The sequence below is a fragment of the Psychrobacter sp. GW64-MNA-CIBAN-0177 genome (genome assembly GCF_040309585.1).
Taxonomy (GTDB): domain Bacteria; phylum Pseudomonadota; class Gammaproteobacteria; order Pseudomonadales; family Moraxellaceae; genus Psychrobacter; species Psychrobacter okhotskensis.
This window is the reverse complement of record NZ_JBEOOY010000006.1, coordinates 115,852-138,937: the sequence shown is the minus strand read 5'-3', so window position 1 is coordinate 138,937 and position 23,086 is coordinate 115,852. Positions and strand designations below refer to the sequence as shown.

General features: G+C 43.1%; 15 protein-coding genes. 3 read left to right on the top strand and 12 right to left on the bottom strand.

All coding sequences use genetic code 11. The annotated features are described in order from the left end of the window. Nucleotides 1–139 precede the first annotated feature (139 nt). Entirely contained in the window at nucleotides 140–1,684 is a 1,545-nt protein-coding gene (gene ffh, locus AAEY79_RS06140; protein WP_350587878.1) for a signal recognition particle protein, read from the bottom strand. Nucleotides 1,685–2,146: 462 nt separating this feature from the next. Here ffh and AAEY79_RS06135 point away from each other — a divergent pair, with 462 nt between their 5' ends. Next, nucleotides 2,147–2,911 carry an inner membrane protein YpjD gene (locus tag AAEY79_RS06135; RefSeq protein ID WP_037025430.1) on the top strand — a complete coding sequence of 255 codons (765 nt, stop codon included), beginning with the start codon at nucleotides 2,147–2,149 and terminating at the stop codon, nucleotides 2,909–2,911. A 129-nt stretch (nucleotides 2,912–3,040) separates the two neighbouring features. Here AAEY79_RS06135 and purU read toward each other — a convergent pair whose 3' ends face one another. Both purU and AAEY79_RS06125 read right to left on the bottom strand, forming a co-directional pair. After that, complete coding sequence (gene purU / locus AAEY79_RS06130; protein ID WP_350587880.1) at nucleotides 3,041–3,964, bottom strand: formyltetrahydrofolate deformylase; 924 nt, start codon at nucleotides 3,962–3,964, stop codon at nucleotides 3,041–3,043. 199 nt (nucleotides 3,965–4,163) lie between these two features. Further along, on the bottom strand, nucleotides 4,164–11,996 hold the full coding sequence (locus AAEY79_RS06125) for a hypothetical protein (protein ID WP_352287641.1): 7,833 nt from the start codon (nucleotides 11,994–11,996) through the stop codon (nucleotides 4,164–4,166). A gap of 485 nt (nucleotides 11,997–12,481) precedes the next feature. Here AAEY79_RS06125 and rpmB point away from each other — a divergent pair, with 485 nt between their 5' ends. Both rpmB and rpmG read left to right on the top strand, forming a co-directional pair. Further along, nucleotides 12,482–12,718 (top strand): 50S ribosomal protein L28, encoded by a 237-nt coding sequence (gene rpmB, locus AAEY79_RS06120; RefSeq protein ID WP_010201401.1) that lies wholly within the window; start codon nucleotides 12,482–12,484, stop codon nucleotides 12,716–12,718. A 134-nt stretch (nucleotides 12,719–12,852) separates the two neighbouring features. Continuing rightward, nucleotides 12,853–13,008, top strand: a complete 156-nt coding sequence (gene rpmG, locus AAEY79_RS06115) for a 50S ribosomal protein L33 (RefSeq protein ID WP_010201403.1) — start codon at nucleotides 12,853–12,855, stop codon at nucleotides 13,006–13,008. Nucleotides 13,009–13,152: 144 nt separating this feature from the next. On the opposite strand, the gene AAEY79_RS06110 is transcribed toward rpmG, so the two are convergent. The 9 genes from AAEY79_RS06110 to AAEY79_RS06070 form a co-directional block, all read right to left on the bottom strand. Continuing rightward, a complete protein-coding gene (locus AAEY79_RS06110; protein WP_010201404.1) occupies nucleotides 13,153–13,464 on the bottom strand; it encodes a hypothetical protein in 312 nt (103 codons plus the stop codon). 193 nt (nucleotides 13,465–13,657) lie between these two features. Beyond that, nucleotides 13,658–13,969, bottom strand: a complete 312-nt coding sequence (locus AAEY79_RS06105) for a hypothetical protein (RefSeq protein ID WP_010201409.1) — start codon at nucleotides 13,967–13,969, stop codon at nucleotides 13,658–13,660. Nucleotides 13,970–14,103: 134 nt separating this feature from the next. Continuing rightward, nucleotides 14,104–14,439, bottom strand: a complete 336-nt coding sequence (locus AAEY79_RS06100; protein WP_201575603.1) for a hypothetical protein — start codon at nucleotides 14,437–14,439, stop codon at nucleotides 14,104–14,106. 105 nt (nucleotides 14,440–14,544) lie between these two features. Further along, a complete protein-coding gene (gene rpe, locus AAEY79_RS06095) occupies nucleotides 14,545–15,234 on the bottom strand; it encodes a ribulose-phosphate 3-epimerase (protein ID WP_025652452.1) in 690 nt (229 codons plus the stop codon). A 267-nt stretch (nucleotides 15,235–15,501) separates the two neighbouring features. Then, nucleotides 15,502–15,855 (bottom strand): TIGR03643 family protein, encoded by a 354-nt coding sequence (locus AAEY79_RS06090; protein ID WP_198015446.1) that lies wholly within the window; start codon nucleotides 15,853–15,855, stop codon nucleotides 15,502–15,504. Nucleotides 15,856–16,000: 145 nt separating this feature from the next. Beyond that, nucleotides 16,001–16,891: an S-formylglutathione hydrolase gene (gene fghA / locus AAEY79_RS06085; RefSeq protein WP_025652450.1), complete on the bottom strand. Its 891-nt coding sequence runs from the start codon at nucleotides 16,889–16,891 to the stop codon at nucleotides 16,001–16,003. Between the two features lie 103 nt (nucleotides 16,892–16,994). Next, complete coding sequence (locus AAEY79_RS06080) at nucleotides 16,995–18,476, bottom strand: C13 family peptidase (protein WP_350587883.1); 1,482 nt, start codon at nucleotides 18,474–18,476, stop codon at nucleotides 16,995–16,997. A 359-nt stretch (nucleotides 18,477–18,835) separates the two neighbouring features. Next, on the bottom strand, nucleotides 18,836–20,845 hold the full coding sequence (htpG, locus tag AAEY79_RS06075; RefSeq protein WP_025652448.1) for a molecular chaperone HtpG: 2,010 nt from the start codon (nucleotides 20,843–20,845) through the stop codon (nucleotides 18,836–18,838). A 276-nt stretch (nucleotides 20,846–21,121) separates the two neighbouring features. Beyond that, nucleotides 21,122–22,642 (bottom strand): catalase, encoded by a 1,521-nt coding sequence (locus AAEY79_RS06070; protein WP_227687543.1) that lies wholly within the window; start codon nucleotides 22,640–22,642, stop codon nucleotides 21,122–21,124. Nucleotides 22,643–23,086 lie beyond the last annotated feature (444 nt).

Here is a 23,086-nt window from a genome sequence, read left to right as displayed (position 1 = left end):
GATGGGCAAATTTTATTAATTTCAAAATTTTCATACTTAATCCATCGATATTCATTTAAGTATGACAGACATGAAAACCCCCAAAGCGACTGGCACCTTGGGGGTTTTATTAACAACTACTTATTTAATCAACAACCATTTAAAAACGTTTTTTGAAGCCCTTCGGCGCTTGATTTTGCATCTCCGCCATTTGCTTTTGCATCTCTTCGGTACTTGGCATATTGTTTGGATCCAGACCCATCTGTTTGGCCATCTGCTGTGGGTTCACGTCTTTAGCGCCGCCTTGTTGACCGCCGCCGAATAAAGGACCGCCACCACCTGCTCCACCGCCGCCACCCATCAATCCTTGCATCGATTTCATCATCTTACTGATGCCTTCAGGCTTGGAGATCATTTTCATCATTTTTGCCATTTGCTTGTGCTGCTTGAGCAAACGATTGACGTCTTGAATCTCGCGACCTGAACCTGCGGCAATACGGCGTTTACGGCTTGGATTAATCTTATCAGGGTTTTTACGCTCAAACGGCGTCATTGAATTAATCAATGCTTCCATTTCACGCACTTTTTCTTCTGGCTTAGCATCTTCAACCGCTTTTTGCATGTCAGAGCCGCCCATACCTGGCATCTTATCCAAAAAGCCTGCCATACCGCCCATACTTTTCATCTGTTGGAACTGAGTCAAGAGATCTTCAAGGTCGAACTCGCCGCCCTTTTGCATCTTTTTCGCCATTTTTTCGGCTTTATCACGATCGATTTTTTGTTCAACTTCTTCGACTAGGCTTAAGACGTCACCCATGCCAAGAATACGCTGGGCGATACGCTCCGGATGGAACAGCTCTAGCGCGTCTAGTTTTTCACCGCGACCTAAGAACTTAATCGGCTTACCAGTGATCGCGCGTACAGACAGTGCTGCACCGCCGCGAGCATCACCATCCGTTTTAGTCAGGATAACACCCGTTAATGGCAGCGCATCGTTAAAGGCTTTGGCAGTATTGGCCGCATCTTGACCGGTCATCGCATCGACGACGAATAAGGTTTCAGAAGGATTGACCGCAGCAGTTAATGCTTTGATCTCCTCCATCATCGCTTCGTCGATAGCCAGACGACCGGCAGTATCAATAATCAAAATATCTTGATACTGGATTTTCGCTTCTTCAATAGCGCGTCGAGCGATATCAATCGGGTTTTCGTCGCTACTTGAATTGACGAATTTGGCATTCACCTGACCTGCCACTTGCTCAAGCTGGGCAATCGCTGCCGGACGGTAAACGTCAGCAGAGACTAGCATCACCTTTTTCTTATGACGCTCTTGTAAAAACTTCGCCAATTTACCGGCTGTGGTGGTTTTACCCGCCCCTTGCAAGCCAGCTAGTAGATAAACAACTGGCGGTTTACCCGTCATCTCAAGCTGCTGATTGGCACTGCCCATCATTTCGGTCAGCTCGTCATGGACAATTTTGACAAATGCTTGACCCGGTGCCAACTCTTTGAGCACTTCTGCACCAAGCGCTTGCTCTTTGACGCGCTTCACAAAATCACGGGTGACCGGTAACGCCACATCCGCCTCTAACAATGCCATGCGCACTTCACGCAAGGTGTCTTTGATATTGTCTTCGGTCAGTTGCCCAGTCCCGACAATATTGCGCAGACTCGACGATAAGCGTTCTGTTAAAGTATCAAACATAAATAACTCTCAGTTAAAGTGATTCGCAGTTAAAGTAATTCGCAGTTAAGATAGTTGTTGGTTAAAATAATTGTTAGGTAAACCAGTTCTTAGGTAAACCATGAAAATGGCTTATAAATAATATTAGGATGCATGCTTAAGTTTGGGTGCAATGCTGGCAAATAAAACTGCCTATTATCAATACTATAGCATTAAGACGGTTAAAAATTTATAGACGTTTTGCAAAATGCTTGCTTGGTTAGCTTATCAGTGACCGATACAAAGTCTTATTTATCCTGCCATCGTTACGCATTTATGAGGAATAAATAAGATGATACTCAATTGACTGCCATTTTATGATAAATTGGACGATTATTCTAATCCTTCTGTCACAACCACTTTAGCATTATATTGAGCGGCTATTTTACGCTCATGATGAGATGAGGCTTTTTACCTGTGCACTTTGCATTCTTACTTGCTAGTATGGCTTATATCATCGTCAGCTTCCACATCGGTTGGGCGCTGATTCAGGACAAACCTATCCATAAAGGCGTGAGCTTAGGCTTATTATTGGTCGGTATGCTCGCGCATGCGACGCTACTCTACCCTTACGTCGTGACCTTATACGGGCTAAATTTTAATCTGTTTAATGTGCTGAGCCTCACCAGTTTGTTTTTCTTATTCTTTTATGTACTGTTCTGTCTCTATCGCCCTATTCTGAGCCTCGGTATTTTGGCCGCACCGACTGCCCTGATAGGATTGACAGTCGGCTATGTCGGCCGCGCGCCTTATCAACCACTTACGGATATCAGCGTTGGCCTTGAAGCACATATATTGCTATCGCTGGCCGCCTATTGTGTGCTGCTGATGGCAGCGGTGCAAGCGCTATTTTTGCGGCTGCAAATTCGTGAGCTTAAGCATCAAAGCATCCACCGCTTTTGGGTCAATAAACTGCCCTCACTACAAAGTATGGAGAGTCTGTTATTCGACATGCTGTTGGTCGGCTTTGTCCTGCTTAGCATCGCGCTGGGTATCGGCTTTATTTACGTAGAAGATCTGATGGCGCAGCATATCGTGCATAAGACGGTGTTTAGCTTGCTATCATGGTTATTGTTCGGTGCGCTACTGTTCGGTAATTGGCGCGCTGGATGGCGTGGCAAACGTGCTGCCAACATTACTATTTATGCCTTTATCTTATTGGCCATTGGCTTCGTCGGTAGCAAGTTTGTGTTAGAGATGCTGTTATAAATTTAGATTTACCGTAGTAATGTGATTAAAAACGGAGCCGCCAATAGTATTATCTAATACTATTGGCGGCTTTTTATTAGCTCTGTATTCAATGCATACCTTTCACTTTAAAAATGCTCTAATCAAAAGCTAATTAAAAACCACTGTTTTATTGCCAGTCACAATCACGCGGTTTTGCACATGCCAGTTAACGGCACGTGCCAACACATTGCGTTCGATATCACGACCAATAGCCCGCAACTCTGTCACACCTTGACGATGGGTCACACGGTGTACGTCTTGCTCAATGATAGGCCCTTGATCTAATTCAGCAGTGACATAATGCGCGGTCGCGCCGATAAGCTTGACGCCTTTGTCATAAGCTTGACGATACGGATCAGCCCCGACGAAGGCTGGCAAGAACGAATGATGAATATTGATAACTTGCATCGGCCAACGCTTGACAAAATCAGAGGACAGTATCTGCATATAGCGCGCTAATACTAGCAAGTCATTGCCTGCCATCAATTCGTGAATCTGCTCTTCCGCCTCTGCCTTATTGTCCTTGGTCACTGGCACATAATGAAAATCAATGCCAAAGTTTTCTACCGCTTGGCGTAAGTCTTCATGATTACTGATGACCGAAGTAATCTCACAATCAAGCAATCCACGCTGATGCCGCCACAATAAATCCAACAACGCATGATCAAACTTTGATACTAAAATACCAACCTTGGTTTTAATCGCATTGTTATGCAAGCGCCACGCCATATTGTGACGCTTGGCCACCGTATGACCGAAGCTGGCTTCAAAGTTATCCATAATCTCGCTCAAGCCTGCTAACGCAAACTCCAAACGCATAAAGTACTGCCCACCTTCATGAGCCGTTGAATACTGATCGAGCGTAATAATATTGCCGCCATAACGATGGATAAACTCGGATACGGCTTGCACAATGCCCGCTTGATCACGGCATTTAATCAATAGTGTCGCGGTATCAATAGCAAGATTAGCGGCAGGGGTTTTAGAAGATGAAGCCGTTTTTGTAGTGTCTGATGTGGTATTACTTAACATAGTGCGCCCAATCTAAAAAATTAAATCAAAATTTGCTACTGATTGTAGAGTCTATTATCAATATAAGAAGACAGCTATTTTAATCGCTTTTACGATATTTTGCTGACTGAGTTGGTTGTTTTTGGTTATTGAGATTATGAATGCAAAAAGCCCTCAAATTGATTGAGGGCTTTTTTATTATTTAAGATTATGCTTGAAATTAGTCAACTGAAATGGTTTTGTGAAATTTAATACCATCGTTACTGACATTAACAATAGAACCTAAACCAAAGGCTTGATTAAAGTCAACTGAATAGAATGGGTGGTTTCTACCATTATCTGGCAAGCTTTCTCTACCAATAGAAATCGTATAGTTTTGACTCTTTTTCGAACTAGATAACAAATTAACTGCTGTATAACTTCTAATTTCATCTACTTCAATATTCATACTACTTACACACTCTACACCACCATCACCAAATGGACTAGTAGCGCCAATCCATGGCGACTCGACATTTGAGCCATTAATAGATTTATCACTCTCTGCAAATGGAAGTCTGTAATGAATACTTTGCTTATTTTCACTACCATTTAAGAACGTCGTGGCATCAAAACGTACTTTGACCCAGTTCGAGTAGCGCATTGGATAGCGAATACTAAAGTCAGCGCGACCTTCTTCGTTAGTAATAAAGGTATAACCATCATCTGATACCGTACCACCAATAATAGCTACAGGATTGATAGTATCAAGTATACCGTTGCCATTAATATCTTGGTTGTTATCTAAGGTGTAATTGTAGTTTGGATCTTTATCAAACGTAAAGTTATAATTTGGATCATCTTCGCTATTAATCCAGTCTGACTCAAATTGAATTAATTCTTTATCTTCCTTAACTAAAGGATCCGGTGTAGTTATAACACCGTTGTTATCAGTCGTCTCTCTTCCTTGGAAGGTCACAGTACTATCTAGTAGGCAAACTTTGCCTTGTGCATATTGAGTGGCATAAGATTTAATTGATACTTCTTTATTTGCGACCGCACGTCCTGAGCCATCCATGACTGAGATAGAGCCTTGTACGGTGTAATAAATATTATCAGAAGAAAGCTTATTACTAAACGCTAGAGTAGTATAAACTGCCTCTTTTGATACCGTAATATTAGTAGTCTTAGTACCAATATTCGCATTATCTTGTAATAAGCGCGCATTAATTTCTACACCGCCTATAGGTGAGCTAGCATTGGCTTGATAGACAACTCGCGCCTCACCTTTACTATCAGTAATAGCCGTTGCCGCAGACAAGCGTCCTGCTGACGAGTCTGACGCACGGCTAAATACAACCGTTTGACCTTCGACTGGTACATCGTTTTTATCTTTGACTGTAGCAACAACTTCGGTACTCGTACCTGGAGTGATAACTGATTTAACCGCTTGGAATAGCATCTTAGTAGGGGTGGTAGCACGGAAACGTGCGTCCACTGTCGCACGATAGCGCGGCTCACCGTTTGGTAGTGTTTCACCTAATACAGTCGCCTGTAGTGCGGTAATACCAGCAAGTTCTGATGTTAAGGTAACCGGTATCGTAATGATATTGCCATTTATATTAGCAGCGGTAATGGGTTTTGTGACGATAACATCATTGCTATCAGAAAACGTACCAATAGTCGTTTGTACTTCAACTTGCTTACCGATTAGTTCTGCTGCTTGAGCAGCTGTATCACGACGTATCTGAACATTGATTGTCTGCGCTATATTGACATCATAAACGTCTTGGATGTCTATAAAGCTAATACCTGCCTGTGAGACTTTGATTAGCTCAATACTATTTAGACTACGCTGAGTATTAATGCTATTTTCACCCAAGGCGCGGGCAAATACACGTAAGTTACCATTATTATCAAAGAATAAATCGCTTTCACGGACATTAAAACTGGCATTACCATCTGCATCGGTAGTCGCAGTAGCACTGGTGGCAATAATATCACCGTCTTCGCCTACTAGTTCCATACTAGCATTGGTAATAGCACGTCCTGCACCATCCACCAATGTGGTCGTGATAGTAGTAGAAGCATCATCTTTCAGATTGGCTTCTGTAGCTGCAATAGTAATTTCCGTACCGTTAGCTGACAAGCTTAGTGAGTTTTCTTCACGCACTTGCATACTGACCTTGCCATCTGCATCGTATTGTGGCGTGACGATTTTGGCGTTAATAACAACACTATGATTGAGACGCGAGTTGATAGAGTTGGCTGCTAGGATGACGCCGACATCGATCTGACCATTAGCATCAGTGGTTACCATACTTGGTGTGGTTAACGCCGCACCACTGGCCTCTAAGTCTTCAATACTTAACTGTACAGGTACTCCTGCCAAGATACCGCCTTTGCTGTCGGTCACACGGAAGGTAGCATTGGTCTGATCACCCCCAGTGTTTAAAGTAGACTTATCAGAGGACGCTATGAGCTGATAACTATCAATCGTAGCAGTATCTACTGCTACGATATAGTTCTGTATCAAATCAATGTTTTCAGCCGTGGTGGTGGTGGCCGTTAGCTTGATACCCGCTTCTAGAGTTGCTTGGTTAACGTTAGCGCCGTCTATAAGCGTGAGATCAAAGGTTGCTACACCGTCACCATTAGTTGTAGCAATATTATTACTAATAGTCACGCCTGTTTGTATAGAATCTTCCACATTTAAACGCACTTCACGATTAGCAATAGCGCCATCTTTGTTTCCTAAACTAACGAATACCTTGAAGGTATCACCTTTGGTATTGACGACTTTGTTTGCGCCTATCGTTAAACTTTCTTGTGTACCTCTTAGATCGGGAGTAACTGTCTTAACAGTACTGGTTTTCGTGGCAATATTGTTATTCTCATCAGTTGCTGAGAATACAACTGCAAAGCTACCACCGATGGCCGTTTTTTGCGCATCAGTAAGACCAGCTGGCACAGCAAGCGTAAAGCTTGCTTTACCTGAGTCATTTGTGGTTTGTGTACCACTAGTTACCAAGCTAACCCCTTGAGCCGCAACCGAAGCAGGGAGCGCCAAGTAAACTTGTTTATTTGCAATGACATTGTCTTTGCTGTCTTTGGTTATTACTTCAACTTGAGTCTCACCACCGTTTAGATTTAGTGCTTTTGGTGTGATAGCTATCAAATCAATAGCCGCTTTGGTTGACTGTATATTAAACTGAATCTCTTGTTTTTTACCTGTCAACGTCTCAGTCAAGATAGCTGTTAGCTTTTGATCTAAGAGTGCCGCTTGTTGCTCTGCTGTTAAGCTTGGCACAGTAACTGTAAAGCTTGCCGCCCCGTTAGGGTCCGTAGGAACAATATTGGCAAATGATCCTGACTTACCATTTACAATTAATAATGCTGCTAGTTCTTTGTTAGCAAAATCTAATTTAATAGGCTGATCGCTGATACTAAGGTTAGTGTTTCGAGTACTTAATGCCGCATTAACAGTCACCGTATCACCTTCGCCGTTCAATGTATAAAAAGGACGGTTATTAATAAGGTTCGGCGGATTTAGTACTGTCAAATCAACAGTTGGAGTTAGAATATCTACTTTTGTTATAGCAGAGGTATAAGTTTCGCCTTTTTCGACATACGACAGCTGATAATTAATACCTGTACGCTTAAGCTCAGAACGCTCTTTTGCTGTCAACCCTTCTGGGATAGTCACTATAAATGTCGTCTCACCACTAAAGTCAGTAGTCGCTGACTCTGCATTGACAGTAACGCCGTAATCGAGCGCTGCTTTACCCAATTGGATAGCAACTGCTTGCCCTTTAACTGGTGTTTGGTTTCCTTTGGTCAATAGCTTGATACTGATAGTACCCTTACCGCCAAGTTCACTAACAGAAGGCGTGAGAATAGAGGCAAACTCTAAGCTCGTTGCTGGTTGTGCTACCTTAATAACTGCATTTTCAATTTTTGCTACTGTTCCATCATCATCTGTTAAAGTGGCATTATATTTAATACCTGATTCGATTAGAGCTGTACGTTGTGTTGCTGTTAGGTCTTGACTAAGGTTGACGGTAAATACCGCATTACCAGCTTCGTTTGTTGTTAATTCATTCCCTTGAATGCTGACTCCTGCCACATCACTGATTTCAAGCTTTACTTTTTTCCCGACTGCGACATTACCATTAGGACGTTTAGCAGATATTTGAATAGTAAACTGCTTATCTGTCACAGTCACTACTTTAGGTGAGCTAGTCGAGGTTAGTTTGATATCGCTTTTTGCTACTTCTGAACTGATTTTTATAGCTGAACTGCTGATGCTACTACTCGCACCTGAGGCTTCAACTGCTTTAGCAGTTAGCCTAAAGTCTGGTTTTGCTTCCAGCGCATCTCTCTGTGACTTAGTCAAACCTGCTGGAACGCGAACCGTGTAGCTCACCATCCCTTTACTATCAGTTACTTGCTCAGAGCTACCTTCAATACTCAACAACCCCTGTTGAGTTAAATTACTAGGTAGGCTTGCTGTGACCTTCTGACCTTCAATAGCACCACCATTTTTGTCATTTACACGGAAGCTAATGATGGCGCTACCACCTGAACTTGACAACTGAACTTTATCACTGGCACCAAAATTAATTTGATATTGTGCCGCCGGAATAATGACAGAGGCGTTATAATCACTGGTAACCACACCATCGTTATCAGTTAAACTGGCTGTATAAGTAATACCTGACTTCACCAATGCTTCACGTTGAGCTTGGGTCAAGTCTTGGCTTACATTTACGATGAATGTCGCGTTACCTGAGGCATCAGTCTTCTGTTCGTTATCTTTAACTGTAATGCCTGCTACTTTATTAAGCTCTAGCTTGACAACTTTATCAGCTGCAGCGCTACCATCTTTGCGCTTACCCGATACTCGAATCGTAAATTGATCTTTTAAAACGTTCACTACCTTAGGATTGGTCTCTGAGGTTAAGACCGTCAAACTTTTCTGGATTTTATCGCTTATGCTGATAGGCGCACTATTGGTACTAGTACTGGCTCCAGATGCCTCAATCAGGTTGGCCGTCAAGGAAAATCCGCTGGCTTTTTCTAATGCTGATTTTTGTGCAGTCGATAATCCAGTAGGGATACGAACGGTATAGCTCACGATACCTTTGTCATTCGTTGTCTGAGTAGTAGCGCTATCTAGGGTCAATAGCCCAGCATCAACTAAAGACTTCGGGAGACTCACTGTGACTTTTTGATTGCCTATAACGCCACCGTCTTTATCATTCACTCGGAAGCTAACGACAGTACTGCCACCTGAGCTTGATAATTGCGCATTGCTGCTGCTACCAAAATTGATTTTGTACTCGGCGTTAGGGACAGATGCTTTCACACTGTAGTTTTCAGTGGCAACACCATCGTCATCAGTCAATGTGGCTGTATAAGCAATGCCTGTTTTTTCAAGCGCTTTACGTTGCTCTAAGGTCAATGCTTGGTCTATATTTACGGTGAACACCGCATTACCAGCACTGTTAGTGGTTTGTTCACCACCTTCGATACTAACGCCCTTGACGTTATTAATCGCAAGCTTTACAGATTTACCTGCAGCAGCACTACCATTTGGACGCTTGGCAGATACTTGAATCGTAAACTTGTCTTTTAAAACGTTCACGACGCTAGGAGTGGTTTTTGCCGTGAGGATAGTTTTACTTCTACTAGGGTCAGCAGTCACTGGGATACGGTTACTACTTACATTGATACTTGCACCTGATGATTCAACCAGACGAGTATTTAGCACGAACCCACCAGCTTTTTCTAACTCTGCTCTCTGTGTAACAGACAGCCCTGCAGGAATGCGAACCGTGTAACTTACATTGCCTTGAGCATCAGTTGCTTGGCTTGCGGCATTTTCAAGTGTTATCAAACTCTTTTGAGTCAAGCTGGTCGGTAAGCTTGCTGTTACGGTCTGATTGGCTATTACGCCACCATTTTTATCATTAACGCGGAAGCTTAGGGTCGTGACACCACCTGTACTTAGCAGCTTACTAACACTGCTACTGCCAAAGTTTAGCTTGTATTCAGCCACTGGAATGATAACTGGCGCTTTATACTTATTAGTAGCCACACCATCATCATCAGTCAGAGTTACCGTATAAGGAATGCCAGACTTCACCAAAGCTTGGCGCTGTGTTTCTGTCAGATCTTGGCTTAAATTAACAGTAAATGTGACATTACCTGAGGCGTCTGTCGTTTGCTGGCTACCTTGAATACTTACGCCTGTGACATTGCTAATAGCCAACTTCACTTCTTTACCAGCTGCCGCACTACCATCTGGACGTTTGCCTGCCACTTGAATTTGGAATTGATTTTTTAATATATTAACAGCACTAGGGATGTTTTTTACATTTAGGATTGTTTCACTTGCAGCAGTGACTTGGATACGCTCACTGTTGATAGTGCTACTGGCTCCTGAGGTCTCAGTAACCTTAGCCGCTAAGATAAAGCCACCGATACCTTCTAGTTTTGCTCTTTGTGCAGCAGTCAAACTTGCTGGCACACTCACATTATAACTAACCATGCCTTTACTATCGGTTACTTGAGTAGCGGCACTGTCTAAATTCAATAACCCTGTTTTGATTAGATCTTGAGGTAAGCTGGCGGTTACTTTTTGATTGGCAATTGCGCCACCATCTTTATCATTGACACGGAAGCTGATAATGGCCTCACTACCAAAACTAGAGATTCTATCTTTGTTTTTCGTCGCAAACTTTATTTGATACTGAGACTCAGGAATATATGCTTCACTGCCATATGTATCCGACGTTACTGCGCGGTTAGGCTCTGATAAAACCACAGTATAACTCACGCCTTTCTCTACAATCTCTTTACGCTGATCTGCAGTAAGCGTAGGTGCTACGATGAGATTTACAACTACCTTTCCAGTCGCATCAAAGACAAAGGCCTCTGTACTCAGCTTGACCCCAGTAATTGGGTTATTAAGCTTGATTGTACCTTTTGCTCCATTGATAGAGGTTGGTACTTTAGCGTTTTTGGTAGTTGCTGTGATGGTCAGAGGTTGCTCATCTCCATAGGCATTGAGCACTACATCGCTACCTTTTACATCTAGCACATAATCTGAGACTGGCAACTCTATTGATAGATTGCCTGTTTCTTGCTTGGTAGCACCATCTGGCTCTTGGATGCTAATAGCATACGCAATACCTTCACCTTGAAGAAGTGCATCGCGCTCAGCTTTCGAAAGATTTTCGTCTATTTTAATGCTGAACGTTGCGATACCATCCGCATTTGTAACTTTACTACTGCCACCTACGATAGAGATGCCTTTAATACTATCAATACCCAGTCCAACTTTTACATCTTGAACACGGGCACCATTGCTATTTTTAGCAATGACGGTCAATTGGGCATTATCACCATAAGGGTTTAGGGCATTGTTAGAAACTGAACTAGTGCTCAACACAGATGTGATATCAAGTTTACTTTCGGTAACTTGTGTGCCACCACCACTGCCTTTTTTGCTCACTGAAACTTTCAGCTCTTGCGGTGCAATAGCAGTACCATCTGCTTTTTTGGCAGTGGCTACTAAGGTGAAGCCTTCTGCTACTAGCGCATCTTTATCAGCAACAGCTTGCGGATTGAGCTTGAGCGTATACACAGCATTACCATCGCTATCAGTAGTCTGGGTGCTCTGCCCTTCAATAGTAATACCATTATTTTCAGAATTGACTACTTTTAAGGTCACGGCTTTACCAACCATTGCGCCACCAGAGCTTACTTCAGCAGCTTTGACAGTAACACTGAAGTTCGTTTGCTCATTTGACAGCTCGATAATAGTAGGCGCTGTACTAAGTCTTTGCAAAAAGAACTCAGGCTCAACCTCTGGTACCTGTTCACCACCGCCGTTATTGCCATTGCCGCCACCATTACCAGGCTGCTGAACACCCAAATCGGGTTCAGGTGCGATAGAGTCGACCGTGTCACCATCACCGCCGCCACCGCAACCTGCTAGTGCCAGAGCGCAAGTCAAAGAAGTAAGCTGAAATAATTTAGAAGTAAAAGGTAGTGAACTATATGACATGTTTTGAACTCCGCATCGGCAGTAATTTATTCGAGCAAATAAGTAAATTATCATTACACCGAATCACAATAGATTGGTAATGATACATAGATTTACATTAAGGTCAGTTGTATTAACAGATTGTATTAATTTTATAACAGCAACTTTACTGACTTTTGTTATAACTTACAACTAAAAATTACTCTTTACCGTTAAATAATCAATCACATAGCCCGCTCATTTCAGGTATAATAGCTCACGTTGAAGCAGACATTTATCATAAAAATATTTGAGTATTCATTACTTTTATGGTATAAATGTCGGCTTTAAAATTTTCTGAATTGGTAAGCCTGTTATTTGCCTTTAGATGACAGTCATATCAGCTCAACCTTCATATAGTTTTGTTTGGTGCAAAGCTGCCGCTTGCTGTGTCCATGCCGCAAATACGTGCAACTTGCCCAGACTGGTATGAGAATCCCTCATACCTCATAGATTAGGAGTTCGCCATGTCTAGAGTTTGCCAAGTGACTGGAAAGCGCCCTATGGTGGGTAATAATGTTTCGCACGCAAACAACAAAACCCGTCGTCGCTTTCTACCAAACCTTCATAACCATCGTTTTTGGGTAGAGTCTGAAAATCGTTTTGTACGTCTACGTGTGTCTACCAAAGGTATGCGCACCATTGACAAACTTGGTATCGATAAAGTGTTAGCAGATATGCGCGCACAAGGTCAAAAAGTATAAGTGACGACTGGTAGCTTAAGGACATCGATTATCTTTGTTACTTAAGCTGCCATTCTGCTACATTTATTGTAGCCACTTAATTTTTTAGATCCGTACCTATCGTTTGAAGACCCCTCATTTACAGGAAAGCTATCATGAGAGATAAAATTAAGTTAGTATCAACCGCTGGTACTGGGTATTACTACACCACTACCAAAAACAAGCGCACTATGCCTGGCAAAATGGAAATCAAAAAGTTTGATCCAAAAGTACGTCAGCATGTGATCTTTAAAGAAGCTAAAATCAAATAATTGCTATTATTTGAACAAAAAAAAGGGTATATCAATTGATATACCCTTTTTTATTGCTGATGTTTTGGCTATCTATGCTTAACTTTCATTACTAAGTTACTCGCTATTATTAATAGCTATACAGAAACAGCTGTGCAGATTGAATTAACTGTAGTGCGTTGGCTCTTTATCATAGACATGCGCATGCCATTGGCTCATCTGCTTTTGCATGATAACTTGAATCGCCGCATGAATCATGTGCTGACCGATTGCTTGCGTATCACTACCAAGCAGCTCTTTGAGTTTTTCAGAGAAATCAATGGTCATCAGCGGCGCTTCATCTTGTTCAGCGTCACGCAATAGCAATCGACCATCATCCGCCTCTACTAGCTCGAGTGTGGTCTCTTTGGCAAATCCTGCAAATTGATCGGTGCTTTCGTTGTCTACTTCTATTTCATTATCAATGTCGTATGGCATTCACGTTATCCTTATTAACCCGTTTATCGCTGCAAAGAAACCCTAATAATTCATTTAATAAAGCTAGCATTTTACAGTAACGCGGGTAAAACTATCTTACTCATACAATGGACGCTTTGACCTTAGAATTCAAGGGCTGTCACGCAAGTCTTACATATAAATGCGACTTTCGTCTGCTGACACTGCAAACCAGTTAACGCCAATAGCGTAGTTTTGCAATGGTAAATAAGAAGGCCACAAACATGCCAAGGTAATACATGAGCTTTAACTCGAGCGTCGGATCTCGATATTTAAACGGCAATGCAACGGTAGCGGTAGCCGTCGGAAATATCAACAGCATAAGCAGCCAGTTTTCGATGACATTCAGCCAGCCTTGAAAATCTGTACCATGACGCAGTGATGCCAGCCCTAACAGTAAACAGGCGATAATTAAGCTGGTAAATAAGCCATTTGGTAAGTCTTTTGGATAGATAATGTTGGCAATCTTGGTCGGTATGATTCGCATGTAAAATTCCAGTCATGCTTAAAAAGCCTGACTTAATGATGAAAAAGTGTGTAAAAACCGCTTATAAAAAATATTGCCCCATTATATTCATAAGGTTATATTTATTCAGCAACCTCATCTTGGCGACTAAAAAATTAACTATAAGTACCCATCAACCATAGTATCGATATACAAGAGGTTAAATAGCCCAAGCTAATCGCATTCCAGCCTTCTATATGTGTGCCTTTAACCTTGTTAAATATGCGTGACCCTATCCAGAACAAAAGCGGAATACCCAGCATAAATGCAGGCACGATGACCGCAGCATGACGTAATACTTCGCCAGTATCATCACCTACCATGAGACGAAAGCCATAGCCTGCCAAGCTTAAGACAAGCGCAAATATAGCCAAGCCAATGGTAATACCTTTGGGTACTAAGCTGCGTGGTTGCAAATCTTGGTTTTTATGTTCTGCATTTTGTATATTCATATGGCACCTTTAGCTGACGCGTCGCTTGATATAGTCAGTCATACAGCGGCTATCAGTAGTATGTAACTCTAATATTCAATAGTATATACCTTACTATATGGGGCGTTACTCCCCATTTGCCAAGGCAAGCTCTGCACGCATCGCATCGATAGCCGCTTTATAGTCTTCTTGGTTAAATATCGCAGAACCAGCGACGAACATATCAGCGCCCGCTTCAGCGATGGCTCGGATATTACTGGCTTTGATACCACCATCAACTTCTAGTCTAATTGGGCGACCACTGGTGATGATACGTTGACGGACTTGGCGTACCTTGTCCAGAGTACCTTCAATAAACGACTGACCACCATAACCAGGGTTGACACTCATCAGTAAGATTTGATCCACTTTATCCATGACATAGTCTAGATAATGCAGCGGTGTAGCTGGATTCAATACCAAGCCACATTCAGCGCCGCCATCTTTGATGAGCTGCAAAGAGCGATCAATGTGCGCGCTGGCTTCTGGATGAAAAGTGATAACACTGGCACCTGCCTCTAAGAATTGCTCAATCATGCTATCCACCGGCGATACCATCAGATGAACATCGATAGGTGCATCGATACCATAATCACGCAGCGCTTTACAGATCATACTGCCAAAGGTCAGATTGGGGACATAATGATTGTCCATCACATCAAAATGAATGACGTCAGCACCTGACTCCAATACTCTTTCAACTTCTTCGCCCAGTCTGGCAAAGTCGGCAGATAAAATGGAAGGAGCGATAAGATATGGCTTAGAAGGACTGATCATAATTGAGCTACCTAATTTTGTTGAAATAAAGAAATACTAGGGCGTGTCTTCAACTCACTCGATAGTCATCTAAATGAGTTAAAAATGGCTAAATCTTGCCAAACATCGTCAAATAGCTGGTTAATATCCCGATATTATCTGCGCTATTTTTCTTGTTTGACGGCAATTTATCTCATTTTTACCATCATTTTTGAAATGAAGACACGCCCTAGGAACTAACTTAAAAAACTTAAGCCTTTAAAGCAATAATCTTAAGGATTCAAACCCCTAGCGCTGTTTATATTGGGTTTTACAATAGGCGCGACCAACTGCAAACTCACGTTTCGCTTGATGCTTGGTAGCGCGATTACTCACACGCTGACGCCATAACCGAAAAGACGACGGCTTTAGCGTTTGGCGCATGAGCTTAATAACCCCCGCTTCATTAAGGCCGTAGCTGTGCTCGATCGCCCCAAATGGGGTTCTATCCTCCCACGCCATCTCTATAACTCGTGAGACTTGGGTCTCATCAAGCACTCTGTCACCAGCGTCATTGATATTTTTCGCGATGAACTCATTTAAGTTAGCTTTAGAGACTGGGTCACTGTTGCTATGCTGCTTCTTTTTTAGCGCCGCATCCATTTCGGCTTGCATAGTCGCCAGCGCTGATTCAGCTGAGGAAGAATCTAAGCTTTGTGCTGTTAAATCTTGATAACTTGCCATAATTTTACCTTTTAAACATTAGCGCGTGTTGAGCGGCTTATTGAAAAGAGTTCAATATAAACGCTTAGCTAAGTTGTGCCATGCGCCAATGATGTTCGATATGGTCGTTGATAACACTCTGAATAAAATAATAACTATGGTCATGACCTGCCTGATAACGCAATGTTAAAGGCTGCTTGGCTTTTATACAAGCGTCTTGAAGTTTGGCTGTTTGCAACTGACCTTCTGCCAAGAAATTATCCGCAGCGCCTTGGTCAACCAAGATGCTGGCATACTGCTGGCCGACCTTTTCGATCATCTGCGATGCATCTGCTTGCGACCATAGTGAGTGGTCCTCACCGAAATACTCAGTATAGGCGGCTTGCCCCCATGCTGACTCACTGGCAGCACAGACAGGCGATAAGGCGGAGACGCTGACAAACTTGCTCGGGAATTTAAAACCTAAAAGTAATGCCCCATGACCACCCATCGAGTGTCCAGTAATGCCAACGCTATGAATAGGAAATTCTGAGCGTAGCAAATCGTATAGCTCATCGACGATGTAGCTTTGCATATTAAAGTTGTCTGACCAAGGCTGCTGGGTGGCATCCACATAGTAGCTCGCGCCCTGACCAACAAAATAGCGCTCATCGTTCGGCACTTCACTGCCCTCACTAGTTCTAGGAGAGGTATCTGGCGCGATAAATATCATGCCAAGCTCGCTACATTTTTGTTGAAAATGCGCTTTATGGGTGACGTTATCGGCATTACAGGTCAAACCCGATAGATATAAAACCGCAGGACATAACCGCCCTGCCAGCGCCTCATCTGGTAGATAAATACTGAACGTCATCGGTGTCTTAGTCGCTGTCGACTCATGACTATAGTAATGTTGCTCGCCATCAAAGCAGCGGTTCACACTCTGTTGCGTGAGCTGGCTATTAGCAGACAAGCTTTTATTATAAGTATTATTCATCATTAACGTCCTTTTTATCCAAGGTAAAATAAACAATGGCTTGTGAAAAATGCTTTATAAGGCAAAAAGCGCATTGATAATCAGTCATATAACACTTAAATAGTTAATTAATATCATTGGTAGCCTCTCCTCTTGTATTTGAAGCAGCAGCATCAGGTACGATATTTACGGCAGTAGAGCCAGCACTATTGGTAATGCCGGCAATTGGTAGACGGGTTTTATCAAACAATACTTGCTCAAATGCTGGCAAGGCGGTTTCCATTAAGCTACCAATCACCATCTGCGGCTCTGATGGCTCAAAACCCATTGCGCTCTCACGCTCATTGACACGTATACGAGCCTCCTTAAAAGCCGACTCAAAACTGGTGTTTCCTCTCAAGCTTTCAGCAAAGAAGGCTTGACCAAAATACGTCATCTCAGCCGTATTGGTACAACCAAACGATGCCTTATCAGCGGCTGATGCCGTTATCACCACTGTGGTCGGAGACGCTAGTTCATCGATGAATGATCCCGAATAACAAGAAGATACCACAATCACACGCCAGCGAATACCTGAGGCGTCCAGTGCTTCACGAAGCCATGCAGCATCTAGATTATCCATCGCGATTGGCGGATTCGCTAACTGAACGATATCCTCGTTACCATGTGAGGATAGCGTGAGAAATAACACGTCTTCATCGGCATTCATCTGCTGACCAATTCTTTTTAAGCCGCGTAGGATACTGGTCTTGGTCGCAATCGGTTCATCGAGCCAACTATACATATTGTTAATAAGGGCAAGCGAATGACCGCTGGTACCAAAGCGCACATCGAACAGCTCACGTACTTTATTAATCTCCGAGCGAAAAACGTTCTGATCAGAAAAGCCCGCCACACCCATAAAATACCAGTCGGTTTTGCCATCGACACTTGGATCAATACCGTCCAGCGCTTGTTGTAACAGCCTTGGTTGCTCGTACAATGCGGCTTCTGCTAACACAGGCTCTACGGGAATTTGCTTAAATATGGGCTGATCAGCGACATTGCGCTGCCAAATCGTCAACAGTGCCACTGCGCCTACCAGCACAATAATACGCTCCCACCATGGTGTGCGCAGGCGACGAGAAAAAATCCACAATAAGGCAAGCGTCTGCCATAAGAACAGCACTAAAAACAGAATGGGTAAAAATGAATAACTCCAGTCCGGCAGCCAACCATAACTGCCAAAAAACTGCACCAGACTTTGTAACAATGCCGACAAGGTGTCAGCAACCAACCATAGCACCACCGGCACAAAAACCAGCGCTTGATTGCCCGCGCGCCTAGCCAAAATGATACCACTCAATAAGATAATCATCGGCCAGATTAAATAACTGACCAACCCTTGCTCATTAAAAATACTGCCACTTTCGGCAGCCAGCCACGAAAAAAGCACGTTACTACCAAGTGCCAATAGCGCGAATACCGCAAACTGAATAAAGGTGGGCTTAACCCAAGAAAACGCCCGTGTTGACCCCACCAGCATCCATAAGGTTGCAATAATATTGGCAGCGAAATTAAGTGAAAAGCGCTGAAGCGATACGGTTTTTAGCGACGCAAGTGACAAAGACTTAGACCTCTAGCCAGTCGAAAGAAATAAAGCGAGCCAATAATAAATTTTTGATGCAGCAGCCGTTTCATAGTATTCAATTGCATTTTTACGCGGCTGACACAAATCTATTTTATATTTGACTCACTATAGAATAATTATAAGAAGCGAATAGCGTAAACCAATGGTCTAGAATCAATGTTCTATACTCAATAGTCTAGCTTGCTAATCTATCGCGATTGTAACGGATTGTCGGTTAAGAGGATAAGGCTGATTTGTAAAAAATCGCTTAAATCAAGGCAGAAATAGCATAAAAAAAGGAGACCTTGAATACAAGATCTCCTTTTATATCAAAGCATTCTACCAAACCATAAACATTATCTCATCAATAGCTCATTGACGCGTTTTAGATAAGCAGCGGGGTCGTCTAATTGACCGCCATCTGCTAACAATGCTTGGTCAAAAATCACTTGCGCCAGCTTGTCAAAATCGATGTCAGACTGCTCGCTACTCTCTAACTTTTTAATCAATGGATGATCAGGGTTGACCTCGAGCGTCGGCTTACTCGCTGGGACATCTTGACCCATTTGCTGGAGCATTTGAATCATTTGCGGTGACAACTCACCTTCACCAACGACTAGGCAGGCTGGGCTATCGACCAAGCGTGTAGACACTTTCACGTCTTTAGCACGCTCGCCTAATGCTGCTTTTAGCTTATCAACCACAGGCTTCATGGTCTCTTGCGCTTTCTCAGCTTCAGCCTTTTCAGCTTCGTCCTGCAAGTCGCCCAAATCAACCGCACCTTTGGCGATGTTTTGTAGCGGGGTCTCATCAAATGAGGTCAAGAAGTTCATCGCCCATTCATCGACACGGCTGGTCATCAAGATAACTTCGATGCCTTTTTTCTTAAATAGCTCAAGTTGTGGGCTGTTCTTTGCCGCCGCCAAGTTGTCAGCCGTTATATAATAGATGGCCTTTTGCCCATCTTTCATACGCGCTTTATAGTCTTCAAAGCTGGTGGTCACACTATCTTGGGTGCTGGTCGCATAACGTAGCAATTTGGCAATGCGTTCCTGATTGCCCATATCTTCGCCCAGTCCTTCTTTGATGACATCACCAAACTCAGCGTAGAACTGCGCGAACTTCTCTTGCTTATCACTGTCTTCGCTATTAGCGAGGCTAGCTAGCAAGGTCAAAATACGACGCGCATTACCATCACGGATAGACTTCACATCACGCGATTCTTGCAATAGCTCGCGGCTGACGTTCAATGGCAAGTCAGCTGAATCAATCACCCCTTTGACAAAGCGCAGATACATCGGTAACAGCTGCTCTGCCTCGTCCATGATAAAGACGCGTTTGACGTACAGCTTAAGCCCATGTTGCTGCTCGCGCGTGTATAAATCTACCGGCGCTTTTTTTGGGATATATAATAGCTGCGTATACTGCACGCGGCCTTCGACACGATTATGCGTCCATGCTAGTGGCGCATCCATATCATAAGAGATGTTTTTATAAAAATCGACGTACTCATCATCTTCAATCTCAGAGCTTGAGCGTGTCCACAGCGCGCTGGCCTTATTAATGGTTTCCCATTCGTCAGTCAACACCATCTCGCCGCCAGCAGAGGCTTGTTCATCAGCGTCGCCTTCTTCTTTTACATCTTCTTGCCAAACTTCTTTACGCATTTGAATCGGCAAGCTGATGTGGTCTGAGTATTTATTCACCAAACGCTTGATTTTACCGCGATCTAGATAATTGTCTTCGCCCTCACTATATTGCTCTTTTAAATGCAAAGTAATGGCAGTGCCGCGCGTCGCTTTATTGATCGGCTCAACGGTAAAGCTGCCCGTACCATCTGATACCCAGCGTACGCCTTGATCAGTAGGCTCGCCTGCTTTACGTGATTCTACGCTAATCGTATCTGCCACGATAAAGCCTGAATAGAAACCAACGCCAAATTGACCAATCAATTGACCTTCTTGCTTTTGCGATTCAGACAGCTTGTCTAAGAATGCTTTGGTACCTGATTTGGCAATCGTTCCTAAGTTTTCGATGGCATCCGCTTCATTCATACCGATACCATTATCAGTAAAGGTAATGGTTTTGGCGTCTTCATCAACAGCAATGCGAATACGTAGCTCGCCATCGTCTTCGTACAAACTGTCATCATTGGTGGCTTCAAAGCGCAGCTTATCGCAAGCATCGGAAGCGTTTGAGACCAACTCACGGACAAAAATATCGGCATTAGAATACAGAGAATGCGTCACTAAATGTAGCAACTGCGCCACTTCTGCTTCAAAAGTATGTTTTTTTAGTTCAGGGCTGCTTTTATTAACGTTGATGTCATCAGCATTTTTATTAGCCGCTTGGGTCTGTTCACTCATAAAAAACTCCTTTAATTTATGTCAAAAACTTATTGTAAAACAGCAGCAGTCAAACCATTTTTGCTCAAATGGATATGAGAAAAGCACGATTTGGATACCGCTAAGCTGTTTATACTAATAGGGGCGCAGCGGAAAATTTCAAGCTAAAAAGTTCAATTCAACAAAAACACCGCCCTAGTTTCCTAAAGCGGTGTTTTTGTATCAGCAATCTATTGGCATAATACTTAGAATATCAAGGTTGATAACTGCCTAAATCATTAATAACCGTCTGAATAATTATAAGCAACTAGGTAAATCACGGGCGGGATCAGTCGCGCGCGCTGCCATTGCGTCTTCAACCGTTAGGCCTAATGCCTTGGCCACGCCTTCACCATAAGCGGGGTCACACCAATTACAGTTGCGAATATGGCGATACTGAATAAAGTCAGGCACACCTGATAGGTTGCCAGCAGTATTTTCAAACAGTACTTGTTGCTGCTCAGCGCTCATCAAATTAAACAGCGCTCTAGGTTGGCTGAAATAATCGCTGTCGTCTTCGCGGAAATCATAATGCGCGGCATCGCCATCAATCTTTAATGGTGGCTCAGCATAGTCAGGCTGCTCTTGCCACTGGCTAAAGCTGTTTGGCTCATAGTGCGGACGACTGCCGTAGTTATCATCGACGCGTCCTTGACCATCACGATGATTACTCATCACAGGGCAACGTGGCTTATTCACCGGAATCTGCTGATGATTGACCCCAACACGATAACGCTGTGCATCAGCGTAGTTAATCAAACGATTTTGTAGCATTTTATCTGGTGAGACGCTAATACCTGGTACTAGGTTACTTGGCGCAAATGCGGCTTGCTCCACATCGACAAAGTAGTTGTCAGAGTTTTTGTTTAATTCAAACTCGCCCACTTCGATCAGCGGATAGTCGCCTTTTGGCCAGACCTTGGTCAAATCAAACGGGTGATAAGGGACAGTGTCAGCCTCAGCTTCTGGCATGATTTGCACATACATTTTCCACTTCGGGAAGTCGCCATTTTCGATGGCATCGTACAGATCTTTTTGATGACTTTCACGATTCATACCAACGACATCCGCCGCTTCTGCATCGGTCAAGTTTTTAATGCCTTGTTGCGTGCGGAAATGGAATTTTACCCAAAAACGCTCATTGGCTGTATTCCAAAAGCTGTAGGTATGCGAGCCAAAACCATGCATGTGTCGATACGATGCGGGCAGACCGCGATCACTCATCACGATAGTAACCTGATGAAATGCCTCTGGCAGTAAAGTCCAAAAATCCCAGTTATTGGTCGCCGAACGCATATTGGTACGTGGGTCGCGTTTAACGGCTTTATTTAAGTCTGGGAATTTACGTGGATCACGTAAAAAGAACACTGGCGTATTGTTGCCGACCATGTCCCAGTTGCCCTCTTCGGTATAGAACTTCAACGCAAATCCGCGAATATCACGCTCGGCATCAGCCGCACCGCGCTCGCCTGCCACCGTACTAAAGCGCGCAAACATCTCCGTTTGCTTACCGACTTCGCTAAAAATATCAGCGCGGGTATATTTGGTAATGTCATTAGTGACGGTAAAGGTCCCAAATGCGCCGGAGCCTTTGGCATGCATACGGCGCTCTGGAATCACTTCACGGACAAAGTTACCCAATTTTTCATTTAGCCAAATATCTTGTGCCAATAGTGGTCCACGCTTGCCGGCGGTAAGACTGTTTTGGTTGTCAGCAACTGGTGCGCCATTGCCCATGGTCAATTGGGTCGGTGCGTAAGGACATTTTTTAGCGCTCATTTCATTGCTCATAGTGATACTCCTTTGAAAGTTAAATGCATTAAAGTACAAAATCTATTCTGAATAAGCCTCAAGCAACAGTTCCAGAATAGTTGTCAGCATGTTCGAAAAACGGATTGTTTTTTTCATAGGTAATGTCTAATTGGTGGTCAGATTCTGTTATTGAATGCTATTACAACCGATTACCATTTATTTGTATAATTAATTAATTACATGCTTTGGTTTTGTTTTTCAGAACAATCTGGCTTGTTTTGACCGATTTAAATTGCTTTACTTCTTTGGGTAACTTTGATTAAAAGCTAGGGCGTGTCCTCATTTTACAAATGGTCATAAAAATGAGATAAATTGCAGTCAAATGAGGAAAATAGCGCAAATAATATCGAGATATTAATCAGCTATTTGACGATGTTCGGCAAGATTTAGCCCATTTAGATACAATCGCTT

Coding starts and splice junctions, on each gene's coding strand:
- rpmB (WP_010201401.1), top strand. CDS start 12,482: ATGTCTAGAGTTTGCCAAGTGACTGGAAAGCGCCCTATGGTGGGTAAT.
- AAEY79_RS06090 (WP_198015446.1), bottom strand. CDS start 15,855: ATGGATGCGGCGCTAAAAAAGAAGCAGCATAGCAACAGTGACCCAGTC.
- AAEY79_RS06110 (WP_010201404.1), bottom strand. CDS start 13,464: ATGCCATACGACATTGATAATGAAATAGAAGTAGACAACGAAAGCACC.
- rpe (WP_025652452.1), bottom strand. CDS start 15,234: ATGATCAGTCCTTCTAAGCCATATCTTATCGCTCCTTCCATTTTATCT.
- AAEY79_RS06105 (WP_010201409.1), bottom strand. CDS start 13,969: ATGCGAATCATACCGACCAAGATTGCCAACATTATCTATCCAAAAGAC.
- AAEY79_RS06100 (WP_201575603.1), bottom strand. CDS start 14,439: ATGAATATACAAAATGCAGAACATAAAAACCAAGATTTGCAACCACGC.
- purU (WP_350587880.1), bottom strand. CDS start 3,964: ATGTTAAGTAATACCACATCAGACACTACAAAAACGGCTTCATCTTCT.
- htpG (WP_025652448.1), bottom strand. CDS start 20,845: ATGAGTGAACAGACCCAAGCGGCTAATAAAAATGCTGATGACATCAAC.
- AAEY79_RS06070 (WP_227687543.1), bottom strand. CDS start 22,642: ATGAGCGCTAAAAAATGTCCTTACGCACCGACCCAATTGACCATGGGC.
- ffh (WP_350587878.1), bottom strand. CDS start 1,684: ATGTTTGATACTTTAACAGAACGCTTATCGTCGAGTCTGCGCAATATT.
- rpmG (WP_010201403.1), top strand. CDS start 12,853: ATGAGAGATAAAATTAAGTTAGTATCAACCGCTGGTACTGGGTATTAC.
- AAEY79_RS06135 (WP_037025430.1), top strand. CDS start 2,147: ATGGCTTATATCATCGTCAGCTTCCACATCGGTTGGGCGCTGATTCAG.
- AAEY79_RS06125 (WP_352287641.1), bottom strand. CDS start 11,996: ATGTCATATAGTTCACTACCTTTTACTTCTAAATTATTTCAGCTTACT.
- fghA (WP_025652450.1), bottom strand. CDS start 16,891: ATGAATAATACTTATAATAAAAGCTTGTCTGCTAATAGCCAGCTCACG.